This is a genomic window from Caldivirga sp. (assembly GCF_023256255.1).
Lineage (GTDB): Archaea > Thermoproteota > Thermoprotei > Thermoproteales > Thermocladiaceae > Caldivirga.
Map to the genome: position 1 here is coordinate 1 of NZ_JAGDXD010000032.1, position 12,953 is coordinate 12,953.

General features: G+C 42.9%; 9 protein-coding genes and 1 pseudogene. 6 read left to right on the top strand and 4 right to left on the bottom strand.

Features of this window, described 5'->3' with window-relative positions:
- Positions 1-346 (bottom strand): annotated as a pseudogene (locus Q0C29_RS05545) (ABC transporter substrate-binding protein); the annotation flags it as partial.
- Positions 347-651: 305 nt separating this feature from the next.
- Between Q0C29_RS05545 and Q0C29_RS05550 the strand changes: the two are divergent.
- Entirely contained in the window at positions 652-2,013 is a 1,362-nt protein-coding gene (locus tag Q0C29_RS05550; protein WP_291999669.1) for a hypothetical protein, read from the top strand.
- A 12-nt stretch (positions 2,014-2,025) separates the two neighbouring features.
- A complete protein-coding gene (locus Q0C29_RS05555; protein WP_291999670.1) occupies positions 2,026-3,198 on the top strand; it encodes an oligogalacturonate lyase family protein in 1,173 nt (390 codons plus the stop codon).
- 5 nt (positions 3,199-3,203) lie between these two features.
- On the opposite strand, the gene Q0C29_RS05560 is transcribed toward Q0C29_RS05555, so the two are convergent.
- Positions 3,204-4,880, bottom strand: a complete 1,677-nt coding sequence (locus Q0C29_RS05560) for a glycoside hydrolase family 2 TIM barrel-domain containing protein (protein WP_291999671.1) — start codon at positions 4,878-4,880, stop codon at positions 3,204-3,206.
- A 440-nt stretch (positions 4,881-5,320) separates the two neighbouring features.
- Between Q0C29_RS05560 and Q0C29_RS05565 the strand changes: the two genes are divergently transcribed.
- Positions 5,321-7,636, top strand: coding sequence for an ABC transporter substrate-binding protein (locus tag Q0C29_RS05565; RefSeq protein WP_291999672.1), 2,316 nt, complete (start codon positions 5,321-5,323; stop codon positions 7,634-7,636).
- 72 nt (positions 7,637-7,708) lie between these two features.
- Here Q0C29_RS05565 and Q0C29_RS05570 read toward each other — a convergent pair whose 3' ends face one another.
- Entirely contained in the window at positions 7,709-8,422 is a 714-nt protein-coding gene (locus Q0C29_RS05570) for a helix-turn-helix domain-containing protein (RefSeq protein ID WP_291999673.1), read from the bottom strand.
- A 124-nt stretch (positions 8,423-8,546) separates the two neighbouring features.
- A complete protein-coding gene (locus Q0C29_RS05575) occupies positions 8,547-9,725 on the bottom strand; it encodes a cation:proton antiporter (RefSeq protein WP_291999674.1) in 1,179 nt (392 codons plus the stop codon).
- Between the two features lie 89 nt (positions 9,726-9,814).
- On the opposite strand from Q0C29_RS05575, the gene hemL reads away from it, so the two are divergent.
- The 3 genes from hemL (at position 9,815) to Q0C29_RS05590 (ending at position 12,927) form a co-directional block, all read left to right on the top strand.
- Positions 9,815-11,107 (top strand): glutamate-1-semialdehyde 2,1-aminomutase, encoded by a 1,293-nt coding sequence (hemL, locus tag Q0C29_RS05580; protein WP_291999675.1) that lies wholly within the window; start codon positions 9,815-9,817, stop codon positions 11,105-11,107.
- Between the two features lie 38 nt (positions 11,108-11,145).
- Positions 11,146-12,456, top strand: coding sequence for an MFS transporter (locus Q0C29_RS05585; RefSeq protein ID WP_291999676.1), 1,311 nt, complete (start codon positions 11,146-11,148; stop codon positions 12,454-12,456).
- Between the two features lie 105 nt (positions 12,457-12,561).
- On the top strand, positions 12,562-12,927 hold the full coding sequence (locus Q0C29_RS05590) for a hypothetical protein (RefSeq protein ID WP_291999677.1): 366 nt from the start codon (positions 12,562-12,564) through the stop codon (positions 12,925-12,927).
- Positions 12,928-12,953: the final 26 nt, after the last annotated feature.

Consider the following 12,953-nt stretch of genomic DNA (forward strand, 5'->3'; position numbering starts at 1 on the left):
TAAACCAATACAAGCCACGCCTAAGATAAACAGTCAAAACACCAGAACCATTAGGAAGAACTTGAACACTCCAATTATCAGCTAGTAGTGGCCACCACTTACCATTAAGTGTATTGTATGCTGCTAATGCTGTCCATGTTTCAGCACGGCCCATTAAATTGTCTGGGTCATATGGGTTCCAGACTGGTACACCTGGGGCGTAAACTATAGTTGTGGGTATAGCAGCCGTTATTTGAGTCTGTTGGGCATAAACCGCTTTAACGGATAGTACTAGGAGTGCTATTAAAACTAGTAATAAACCATAGGCTACTTTAACCCCCATTGAACCATGACTTTTACTTAACATGTGCTCACCAGACTAATAGGTAATTACTTCTGCCTAATAAGGTCATATTCAGACGATGTACAATGCTAACTATAATGTATCTAAGGTGGTATAATAATTGAGTTTAGCTGAGTTTAATTGTGTTTAATTTAAATTTACATTATTGCATTAGGGGTTGAATAGATGCTATATTATTAATATTAAGTATCCTTTGGTGGAGTTAAGTTATGGGGACTAGGTGGGTAATCCTTATTGTAGCAGTAGTAGTCATTATTTGCGTGGGGTTACTTATCATTATGCGCATTACCTCGCCTTTAGGGGAAACTATGGTTTCGAAGCAACACACCTACATTGTGATGGAGTATAAACCCTTCTTCCCATCATACGGATTATCCAGTGAGGCAGTACCGTTGACTGCCTACTGGAGTAATACATCAGCGATTATTGAACAGGAGGCGTTATGGTTAAGTTGGGCTGGTGTTGATGCGATTTTAATTGACTGGAGTCCAGCAACAATGGTTAATAATATTACGTGGATTAATTGGCTTTACATTGACCATACCACGCAGTTACTTGAGGTTTACCATGAAATGGACTTAGCCCACTTACCCCACCCTAAGGTCATTATCCTTGTGGGTATTGATAATGGGCCGCATAGGGCTAGTATCCAAGTCTTAAACTACATACTTAACTGGATATATACGCACTATGTTGAGAACCCTGATTTAAACAGTTCACTATTCTACTATGATGGTAAGCCAGTCCTAGTTATGCTTGACGGTAGCTTCACTAACCACACGTTTAAGGATCCTAGATTCACAATATTCTTCATGGGCTTTCACCTTGAGAATATTATGAATGCGCCGCCGTGGAAGCCTTACCACGGTAATCCATGGTGTTACTGGAGTTGGATGGATGGTATTTTAACGCCGGTGGTTGTGCATTGTAATGGTTCATCATTAGCTGTTACTGTTTCAACAGCCTTCTTCCCAGACATTAAGCCTAATGATGTTGGGTGGACTGCGCCGGGTGCTGTGGGTAGGGAGAATGGTGCAACTTTGATTCAGGAGTGGGTTATCCCAATGATCTATAGGCCTAGATTCATAATTGTGAGTGACTGGAATCAATTCTCCGGCGAATGCCTACACTCAACTGGACCCTACCTAGATCAGTATAGTCCAGAGTATTCGCAGGATATTGAGCCAACGTTTCTAAACAGTACAGGATGCATGAGTAAGTGGCGGGGTGGATGGGGGTATTATTACCTTGTGCTTTTGAAGGCATTAATAATGCTTTACAGTGGTGAGACACCTAATGCAACCATTATGGCTATTGCTTACCCACTGAATAATTACACGATATACACGCAGCAGTCATCAGTATTAAATACCACAAAAAATTATATTGTGTTAAATGGCTACATTATGCCCATTAGGTGGGCTTACGTTGGTAAGGCTCCAAGTAGCTTCACCGTAATATTGGATGGTAAGGTCATCGCCACTAACCTTACTGCAACATGGTTTATGCTTAACTTATATAATTTACCTAAGGGTTGGCATACAGTGAAGGTTATATCAAATGGTGCTATAACATACTTCAACCTAACGGAGGCCTACTATGAGTTAGTTAATGCCTCCAGTAGGCCATTGCCCTGTGAAGCTGAGGTTTCATTCTACTATGCAGGCTAATGGGTGGTAAGTATGGTTAAGGGTACTGTCATTAGGTTGAAGCCAATTGAGTACGCTGATCCTGAGACTAAGGTTCAGGTTATTAACCTTACAGGCGATTTGGGTGGGTCAAGGCATCCATACTTTACTCAGAATTTATTCACGAGAGGTGGTGAGGCCATGGTTATTTCCTCAATGGTTAAAGGTGAGTGGCAACTCTTCCTACTTAGGCTTTACGATAATGAGGCCATTCAATTAACAGAAGACCCTGGAGGCACCCCACCCAGTAAGCCTTGCCTAGACGCTGTACATAATGTCATCTACTACTGGGTTAAGGGTGGTGTACTTAAGAGGATTCATATAGATGACTTAAGCGATGAAATCATTTATAAAATACCAAGGAACTTTAATGGATCAATACTATCCTGTTCAAACGACGGCAACTACATAGCCTTTGCCTACAGCGAAGTGTTTAAGGATAGGTTCAGTGAATTTCAGGTTAGGGAAAGCTTCAAGTTAAATATGTTCCTTAAGCCCAGGAGCATTATAATTAGGCTTAACACTGCAAGGAATGAGTCCGACGTTATTTGGGGTGAGGATGAATGGATTACTCACGTTAACATTAACCCGATTGACCCTAACGTGATCCTATTTAATCATGAGGGACCCTGGTACTTGGTTCAGAGAATGCATATTGTTAAGGCTGATACCTATGAGTATTGGCCACTATATGTGCAGAGGCGTCTCATTGAGATGGTTGGCCATGAATTCTTCACGAATGATGGACGCGTAATTGCACAGTATGGTAAGCGTTCAAGGCCAGGTAGTGGTAATTGGGTTTACTATGACATGTTCATTAACATTGATGGGTCAGATTTAAGGTTATTTAAGTACCCAGGCCCTAAGCCAGGGCACATAAAGGCTAATAGTACGGCTAAGATGGCTGTTGGGGATAGGGGTTACTTAACTGGTGATTTTAAGGATGGGGACAAGTACATAGCCTTAATTAAATATAATGAGGTTGAGCTTAAGGTTGATATGACATTACTCTGCAGGCATGATTCATCATGGACTAATGATGCGCACCCCCACCCAATATTTACACCAAACGACGAATACGTGGTCTTCACTTCAGATAAGGGTGGGAAACTGAACGTATACCTCTGTAACGTTAAGGATAGGGTTAAGGAATTGGGATGGTTATGATAATGTTACTTTAATTTTAAGAATAACTCAGCCACAGTCCTAGTGGCTAACTTGGGTCTCCTATCCCTAGTGTATAATCCTTTAGTATTCAGTATCACTCTCCTTGGGTTCTGTGGGGTCCTGAAGTCTGCGTAGTTCCATATGTGTAGTCCCCTTACGTATGGTTTCTTTGCTAATTCCTCAATGTACCTTCTTAGGAATAATTCCTGGTACTCCTCACTCCACGCTACTGGTGGTTCATGGTGTAGTCCAGGATACCCCTCTGCCCCGAATTCCGTTATTATTATTGGCTTATCCGGTATCATTGAGTGAACCTTCTCAATAAGCTCAATAAGCCTACCCACGCCAGCCTCAACATCACCAGTCTCACTATACCAGCCAAAGTAGGTGTTTAGGGCTAGTGCATCACCTAGGCCTAGCGCCTTATCCTCAAGGTGCCTATGTGAAGTGTATATGACTGGCCTAGTTGGGTCTAGGCCCTTAACATGCTTAATTAACTCACCTAGAAACACCCTAGCCTCATCAATAGTGCTGTTTGGTTCATTAGCAACACTATACATGACTACGCTTGGCCTATTCCTATGCTGCCTAACCATCTCACTAATAACCCTCTTAGCCTTCTCCAAGTAGGCCGCATCCTTGAAGTGAATATCCCTAAGCCCAACAAGCGGTGCCTCTAGGATTACCAGCATCCCGAATTCATCAGCTAAATCAAGGTGGGCGTTGGAGTATGGGTAGTGGCTTGTCCTGAAGGAGTTCGCGTTAAGCCTCCTCATGTTGTAGAAGTCCCTTATTAAGACTGGGCCAGGTAGGGCTCTGCCGAATATTGGGTAATCCTCATGCCTACCGAAGCCCTTAAGGAATATTGACTCACCGTTAAGGTAGAATCCACTTGGCTTAACCTCAAAGGTCCTGAAGCCAACTCTCTCAATAACCTCATCAACAGCATCACCACCCGTAATTAACCTAACACTCAACCTGTAGAGCGTTGGGTGCTCAATGGACCATGATTCAACACCCTTAACGTAATCCTCAAAAGACCCCCCAGAAGCCCTACTGTAAACCACTGAACCAGACTCATCGGTAAGCTCAATGCTTAGGCTATAGGGCCTACTGCAGTTTACAGTTGGCTCAACCCTAAGGTAACCATCATGCCTAGTAACAACTATTAAATCATCGATGAAGCAGTCACGCGTGAACTCAAGGTAAACAGGCCTATGAATACCACCGTAGTGGAAGAAGTCGAAGTATGTTGAGTTCAAGCCCTCCCCGGGTGGTATGTTAGTTGGCCTTAACGTATTATCAATCTTCACGGTGATCCTATTCCAGCCACCATAATTCAGCCTAGGTACCTTAAACTTGAACATCGTGAATGAACCCTCATGATCACCAAGGTACTCCCCATTAACCCAAACCCTAGTTAAGTAACCAGCACCCTCAAATACAAGCCATGGTGTTAAGCCATTAAACTCCCTAGGCACGTGAAAATCATACTCATACCAAGCAACACCAGAGTACTGATCCCAATCGGGATTCTGCTCATTCCAACTAGCCGGCACATAAACCCTACCGGAAGCCTCAAAACCCCTAAACCAACCACCAGACTCACCAGCATCACTCGGATCAAGCCTAAAACCCCAAAAACCACCTAACTCCAACCTAAACCTAACACCAACAACCATGATTACTCTGGAGTATAGGCAGGTTTAAAGTATTGAATGAGGATTCTTAGTTTACCTCAGAATACGGTTAACTTAGGTTGACTGGACTAGTAGGCTTTGGAAGAGGAGAGGTTATAGGTGATTTTTAAGGTAGGTGAGTTTTCATTGCTTAATGGATTATTATTTACCGCTTTCAGTTACTTTAAGTAACATTATTAACGGTATATAACCTTTAAGGCCCTAATAATTATGCAGCATTAATGCAGGTATGTGATATAGCGCTTAGAGATTGAAACCTTGCTTATGGACGTTTAGATCCTTGGACTTAATATAAAGTATTATTAATCAAAGTAATATTTATTAGCATATTAATATAATACTATTGAAATACTTGGTAATGATGAGGTATCGTACAATTGTATTAATACATATTTATAAATCACTACTGCTACTACTTAATGATGAAATCAATAATAGTAGCTCTAGGGATGTTAACTTTAGCAATAGTGTTATCTAGTGTAGTTTATGCACAAGAGTTCACCGCCATTAATTCACAGTCATCAACCTACATTTACTCCCCTGGAATACCTGTATGGAATCCTTACACTCCAGGTAATTTAATTGGTACTTTAGGTACGTGGATGCCTATGGCTCTCTATAATCCTATTACTAATGAGTTTTGGCCTGTTTTGGCTAGGAATTGGAGTATTCAGCTTCTTCCTAATGGTTCAGGTGTCTTTACTGTTTACCTTAGGAATGATGTTTACTGGTTTAATGGTACTGCAGTAATGCCCTTCACTGCCTGGGACGTTTACACAGAATTCTACATTGGCGTTAAGGTGTTTAAGTACTTTTACCCATTCATGCAGCCCCAGTACGCTGATGAAGATGTTAGAGTAATAAACAACTACACAATACAATTCCTATTCCAGAAGTGGAGCCCCACTGAATGGATTTTCATACTTACAACAGCAATATCAACACCATATGAGGCTTGGAAACCCATAGTGGATAAGCTTAAGACAGTTAGTGCGGCGCAGGCCTTAACTTATGCTAATAATGTAACTGAGTTCGTTCCACCATACTGGAGCCTATACCCATATTACTTAACGTTCATCAGTACTAACACTATGGTTGAGAAACTTGAGCCAATGTACTTTAACGGCATACCCCTATTGGCTACTTGGGTTAAGATATTCCCATTCAACACCTTTAGTTATTACCCAGAGGTTGATTCAATATTCCCTGGTGGTAATACTCAAGATTTAGCCCTTGAAATTGCCGGTAAGTCTAATTGGGGTTATGTTGGTTTAAGTTCATCCCAGATTCAGACCGTCATGCAGCATGGTTTCGAGAACATTAATCTATATGCGTACTCCACGTATGGTATTGCAATTAACCCCTATAACTTCCCGACAAACAACATGTGGCTTAACTTAAAGTTTAGGCAAGCATTACTGTATGTCCTAAATAGAACTGCCATAACTGCTTCATGGGGTTTACCCGGTGTACCGAATTCATCATGGATAATGCCAATGTGGCATAATACACCTAGCCCAGATTACATATTTAGTACTTTCCCACAATCCGTGCGTAGCCTTATAGTTACGTTTAACGTTAATTGGAGTAAGGCTGCTGAAATACTTGAGAGTGCAGGATTCTATGAGAAGAATGGCCAATGGTATACACCAAGTGGCCAACCAATAACAATGACGTTAATGGCCCCAGCCCAGTTCACTAACCAAATGACCTCCATGTCGACTGCAACAGTAGAATTAACTGAGTTTGGAATACCCACTAAGCTACTTGGTGAGGATGTAGCCACGTATCCTAGTAGAATCTTAATTACTGGTGATTACCAGGCAGCGGATTACTTCGGTCCTGGGATTGAAAGTTACTACACAGGCTTCACATCATGGGTTAATCCATTTGACAGCAACCTATTCATAAACACTTCACTTGCCTACCCATTCCAGTGGCCTAACGGTACATGCACACCAGTAAGCCTGCCTTCGCTTCAATTACCCAATGCAACATTGGTAACGTGCATTAATAGTACGTTAGGTTGGATTAATGTGAGTAACTTGGAATTAGTGTACTATGCAGCTACACCAGGGAGTAAAGAGTATGAGGTTGCGACGGAAGTATTATTCGCATGGTGGCAATACTTCGTACCTCAGATAATGTGGGGTGAGAAGCTTGAGCCTCAGCAGGTTGATCCACACGTCTATGATATTGATTGGGCTTATAAATGCTCTAATGCGCCGAGTGTTCAAATGCCTATTGGTCCAGCTAACCTATTCGCTCAATTCGTAATAATGCCACCACAGCAGATTATTGGGCTACAGGCTGGTGTTTGGATGCCTGGTCCATTATTCTTCGGCGGCATCACCCCACCCGGCGTAATACCTCCCTTAGCTGAGGCCATGCTTAATGGCTCCCTATGGACTAAGTACGCAAACTACGCATCCTTCCTAGGAGTATCACCAGGCAGTTTCAACATGGCCTGCATAGCCTCATACTTCCACACAACGTACACTCCAGTGACAACCATGACCACTTCAACTACAACAACCACTACTACAACAACCACTGCCGTAACAACAGCCACCACCACAGTCACTTCAACAGTCACATCAACAAGCACATTAACAACCACAACAACAGCAGTAACAACAGTAACCGTGACTAAGCCAGTAGTATCAACAACATTAATAGCAGGAATAATAGTAATAGTCATAGTAATAGCAGCAATAATAGCACTAAGAAGAAGATAAGTATTTTAGTCCTGCTTAAAAATCACTAGAAATTATTTTCTTCTTCACTTGTTTAGGGATTTGAGCTAAGGTTTAAGAGTTATTGTCCTCAATGTTAAATAGTGTTCTTATTATTTTGTTTAAACTGTTCCTTATGTATTCATCTAATGTAGCCTTGGATAGGCCTAATTCTTTAGCTAATTCATCAAGCTTAATTCTCCTAGGAATCTCAAAGAAGCCTCTTCTGTATGCGTGCCTCATTATTCTTAACTCTCTGGGGCTTAGGAGGAGCAGTGCTTTACTCATTACCGCTGGCATTAAATCATTAATGTTAATTTTATCTACATTAACGTGATTGACATTACCGTTCCTACTAATCATGTCTATGAATGCTGATGTTGATGATTTACTTGGGAAGATGAAACCCCAGTGTTCAATACCGTTCTCGTAAATTGCCTTAACCTCAATGCCGCCTAGGACATGGGCCATGTACCTTGTACTATCCCCTGCATCACCCTTAAGTACAATTTGAATATTCTTGGGATAACCGTAGTTAAGCGGCTTAATGCCTAAAATAGCCTTAATGTTCCTATGCCTACTAATGATATTCATGATTCTCCTTAAATCAGCCTTACTCCAAACCTTTAAAACAGCAAACTCAAGTACGTAATCCCTGGATGCGTCAACATACGTGTTAAACACATTGAAGGTGTGGTCAATATCACTAGTTTTAATTGTCCAATCAGTTAAATGCTCGTAATCAAATTCAATATAATTATACTCACTTCTCTTAGTGAATAACCACATGTTTAATTAAAATCTTAAGGCTTTAATTAATTTTTCTACCTTAATAATTATTAAATAGAACCATTAGCATTAAATAGGAAGTTAAGGGAGGATTCAGTTAAGACATTGTGTGAGTAAAAATTACCTAAAAACCAAATTCGGTACTCCTTCTATAGAGAAGTGAACCTATTATTGTTGTTGCAAGAACCATTATTAGTATTAAACCATAATCGCTTAGGTCCAGTATGCCGCTTGATAAGCCGATTGAGGCAATCACTAACCCCATTTCACCCCTAGGTATCATACCTAGTGATGCGGTTAATGCACCTATTGGGTTCCTTAACTTAACGTAGGCGAATGGGTAAACCCCAATCATCTTGGCCGCAATAGCTAATGCTGAGACTATTAAGGACTGGGTAATGACTGTTGCATTAGTTATTACCCTGAAATCCATCTGGAGACCTATGGTTATGAAGAATATTGAACCAAATATGGCTAGTAAAGCATCAATTGATGCCCTAACCCTACTTGCCTCCTTACTTTCAGCCACCGCCACGCCAGCTATGAATGATGCTATGACTGCTGAGAAACCTAAGGATACCATTGAAACCACAAACCCAAAAAGCACTATGAGTGATGCGTAAACCATTAAGTACTCATTAATCCTATTAAGTAGCCTGGGTATTACTATTATTGATGATGCTAGGAAGATTACCCAAAGTATCAATATTTTAATGACGCGGAGCGTGAACCCCATCATTGAGTCGGCATTAGGGCTAGCGTATAATGAGGAGAGCAGCATGAGTGCAACTACGTCGTCCATTGAGGCAGCGGCTATGAGTACACCTGTGCTTGGGAGGGAATGAAGCCTCTCCCTCTCAATGATGTTAGCAACCACAGCTAGGCTGGTGGGTGCCGTTGATAAGGCTATGAAGGATGCTGCACCTTGGCCAATGCCAATGCTGCTAACGTACCAGTAGACAATAATGTAAGGGACTAGCGCACCGGCTATAGCAGCCATTAACCCAAGTAACCCACCCTTCCTAAGTGAGGATAATCCGTGCTCAAGCCCTGAAGCAAAGAGAAGCAGTATTACTGAGAATTCTGATAGGAATATGACGTAGTTGTTTATTGAGAATAAGTTAACGTGGAATAGGGTGTTAAGGACCCCACCCAGTGCATAGGGGCTTAGGGCAATGCCAGTCAGTAACTCAGCCACAATGCTTGGGTACTTGTACTTGGCTAGTATTAGGCTGAGGGATTCTGCAGTGGTCACTAGTATTGAGAATTCCAGTAGTGTTAAGTATATTGATCCAACAACCATTACGTAACCGGCTTATAATAAGTCTTTAAAGCGTAATCCCACTTAGCTCGTTGAGGAAAGCTTTAACCGTCCACAGCTTAACCCTAATCATGGCTACTGATGCGGCTGAATTATTTAAGGAGGCGTTAAGCCTATTCCCAGGCGGCGTTAATAGTCCGGTTAGGGCAATGAAGCATCTGCCGACTCCACTTATTGTTAAGAGGGCTGAGGGCGCATTCCTCTACACGATTGAGGATGCTAAGCTTATTGATTACTGCATGGGCTTTGGCCCCCTAATCCTAGGGCACAGGCACCCCACCGTCCTTGAGACTGTTAGGAGGGCCCTTGAGGATGGGTGGCTTTACGGTGCATTAACAAGTAATGAGGTTGAGTTAGCTAAGGAAATTAGCAGTAACATGAGGAGCGTTGAAATGATTAGGTTCGTTAACACTGGCACTGAAGCAGTGATGAATGCTGTCAGGTTGGCTAGGGGGTTTACTGGGAGAAAGTACATTGTTAAATTCGAGGGTAATTACCACGGCGCATTCGACTATGTCCTAGTTAAGGCGGGAAGCGGAGCGGCTACCTGGGGTGTTCCAACAAGCGCAGGTATCCTTGATGACGCCGTGAAGTACACCCTAGTAGTCCCCTATAATGATGTTGAAGCCTTGGAGAGGGTTTTCAGGGAGCATGGAAGCGAAATAGCGCTACTCCTAGTGGAGCCTATAGCAGGTAACTATGGTCTAATAATACCAGAACTGGGGTTCATTAAGGCAACGAGAGAATTAACTGAAAGGTATGGAGCGCTACTCCTCTTCGACGAGGTCATAACCGGGTTCAGGGTTGGATTAAGTGGGGCACAGGGCTTATTCAACATTAAGCCGGACTTAACCACGCTGGGTAAGATAATTGGGGGAGGGTTCCCAATAGGCGCCTTTGGGGGTAGGAGGGATGTAATGAGTATGGTTACTCCCCAGGGCCCAGTCTATAATGCAGGTACCTTTAATGCTCACCCAATATCAATAATAGCTGGGTTAACCACCATAAGGGTGATTAAGGGTGGTGGGGTTTACGAGGTTGCTAATGAGGCTGCTGAGAGGGTTTCCAAGGCAATACTTGACTCGGCCTCAAGAAGCGGCTTCAACGTGGTGGTTAAGAGGGTGGCTTCAATGTTCCAATTCTACTTTAAGAATGGTGACGTGAAGACCCCTGCGGATGTTAGGGCAAGTGATGAGAAGCTTTACCTAGCCTTCCACAGGGAGGCGTTAAGTAGGGGTGTTTACTTCACCCCAAGTCAATATGAGGTTAACTTCACCTCAGCGGCTCATAGTAGGGATGTGGTTGATGAAACCATTAGGGTTATTGAGGAGTCATTCAAGGCTCTTAAAACCCAAATCCAATAACCCAGAAACACTTATTAAGCTTACTCAACACATGCCCCGTGTCAACGGGTGAGGTTAAGGCAAGGTACTACACTTTAGCCTCAGTATCAACAATGCTTGCATGGGGCCTCGAGTACTATGACATAATAGTGTTCTCAACCCTCTCCCAAATACTTGAGGGTGTCTTTAGACTTAGCCTAGTCACTGTTTGGTTCGCCTTCGCCATAACATACTTCGCAAGGCCACTGGGCGCATTAATCTTCGGTTACCTTGGAGATAGGTTCGGTAGGAGGACTACCGCAGCCATTGATGCAGCGTTAATGGGTGCAGCCAGCTTAGCTATTGGTCTCCTACCCACCTACGCTCAAATAGGTATTGCAGCGCCCATTGCCCTATACGTAATTAGGTTAATCCAAGGTATTGGACTTGGCGGTGAAGCTGGTGGTGGAGCTACCTGGGCCCTTGAGCAGGTTAACCCCAGGTGGAAGCCAATACTCAATGGTGTAATGTACAGTGGCTTATCCTGGGCAGTCTTCCTAGCAGGGGCAATAAGCATCCTGGTTGAGGGAAGTATAGGTTACACTGCCTTTGTAGCTAGTGGGTGGAGGATACTATTCTACATAGGTGCCGTGCTAGCGCTAGTGGCGCTTGTAATTAGGGTATTTGGTATTGAATCCCCAGAGTGGCTTAAGGCTAGGGAATCAGGTTCATTGAGGAAGGTTCCCTTAGCCAATAGGAGGGTTTGGGGAGTAAACATGCTAATCCTAATACTGATAAACCTAGGCTTAACAATATACTACTACGGTGGCTTAGGCTACTGGCCGTACGTACTACCAAGACTCATTGCCCCCAGTCTAGGAGTAAGCGCTAAGGTCGCCGATACTTACGCGTATTGGCTAGTAGTCTACGGGGGTATTGGGGCAGTTATAGGTGAGGTTCTAAGCGGCTTAGTGGTGCTTAAAACGGGTGTTAGGGGGAGTTTCCTCTACCCAGCCATACTACTGGCCTTAACTGCGCCGCCAGCAGTCTACCTGGCCTTTGCCCTAAGCCCAAGCGCCTACTACGCCTCATTAATAACAGGCGTATTATTTGGCTTAGCCGCAGCCCCACAGACAATGTACTTCACGGCGCTCTTCCCAGTGGAGAGTAGGTGGTCCGCGGTTTCACTGGGTTGGAACATTAATGCTGCCATTGGGCCCTTTGGTTCATTAGCCTTAGCCCTACTGGTTAAGGCAACAGTGGGTTCACCCTACTCATACTTAACTGGTTCATTAATAATGATGCTTGGTGCACTCCTGGTAGTGGTTGGTTCATTAATTAAGCCAAGTAACATATACGCTAAACCTGGTGAATACTACATACACAAGTGATGAGTTAAAGTCCTTAATTTTTTATTGAGTTATTACTAAGTCATAATGCTGGTGGTTATGTTACCATGAGTTAAAACTTTAAAGTTAATTGGGGTTTAACTTAACGTGGATTCTTCCACTAAGGCTAAGGTTAGGGAAGAGTATGAGAAAGCTGTACTTGAAGTGTTAAGGGGGAGTGTTAAGGCGCCTTACGACGCCTACATTAGTGAATTCATAGATCAATTAATGGTCATGGTTGAGAAGCTTAATAATTCCGATGTTGAGACCAGGAATAAGTTCAGGTATGGTTTAAGTATTTTAACTAGCCCAAACAGTAAGCCAAACATAATTAGGGCTAAGATAAACGCCTACTACGCTTACCTAGTCTACAGGGGCTATACTTCAGCCTACAATATTCTAAAGAATAAGTTAGTGGCTGGTGGGGAGAGCCTATACACGTGGATTAGAATGTACAGGAGCCTCAACGTATGATTAAATCATAGCGCTAACATGAGGCA

What these genes read in the sequence shown, in the direction of transcription:
- Q0C29_RS05550 (WP_291999669.1), top strand. Translation starts at nt 652, where the DNA reads ATGGTTTCGAAGCAACACACCTACATTGTGATGGAGTATAAACCCTTC.
- Q0C29_RS05555 (WP_291999670.1), top strand. Translation starts at nt 2,026, where the DNA reads ATGGTTAAGGGTACTGTCATTAGGTTGAAGCCAATTGAGTACGCTGAT.
- Q0C29_RS05560 (WP_291999671.1), bottom strand. Translation starts at nt 4,880, where the DNA reads ATGGTTGTTGGTGTTAGGTTTAGGTTGGAGTTAGGTGGTTTTTGGGGT.
- Q0C29_RS05565 (WP_291999672.1), top strand. Translation starts at nt 5,321, where the DNA reads ATGAAATCAATAATAGTAGCTCTAGGGATGTTAACTTTAGCAATAGTG.
- Q0C29_RS05570 (WP_291999673.1), bottom strand. Translation starts at nt 8,422, where the DNA reads ATGTGGTTATTCACTAAGAGAAGTGAGTATAATTATATTGAATTTGAT.
- Q0C29_RS05575 (WP_291999674.1), bottom strand. Translation starts at nt 9,725, where the DNA reads ATGGTTGTTGGATCAATATACTTAACACTACTGGAATTCTCAATACTA.
- hemL (WP_291999675.1), top strand. Translation starts at nt 9,815, where the DNA reads ATGGCTACTGATGCGGCTGAATTATTTAAGGAGGCGTTAAGCCTATTC.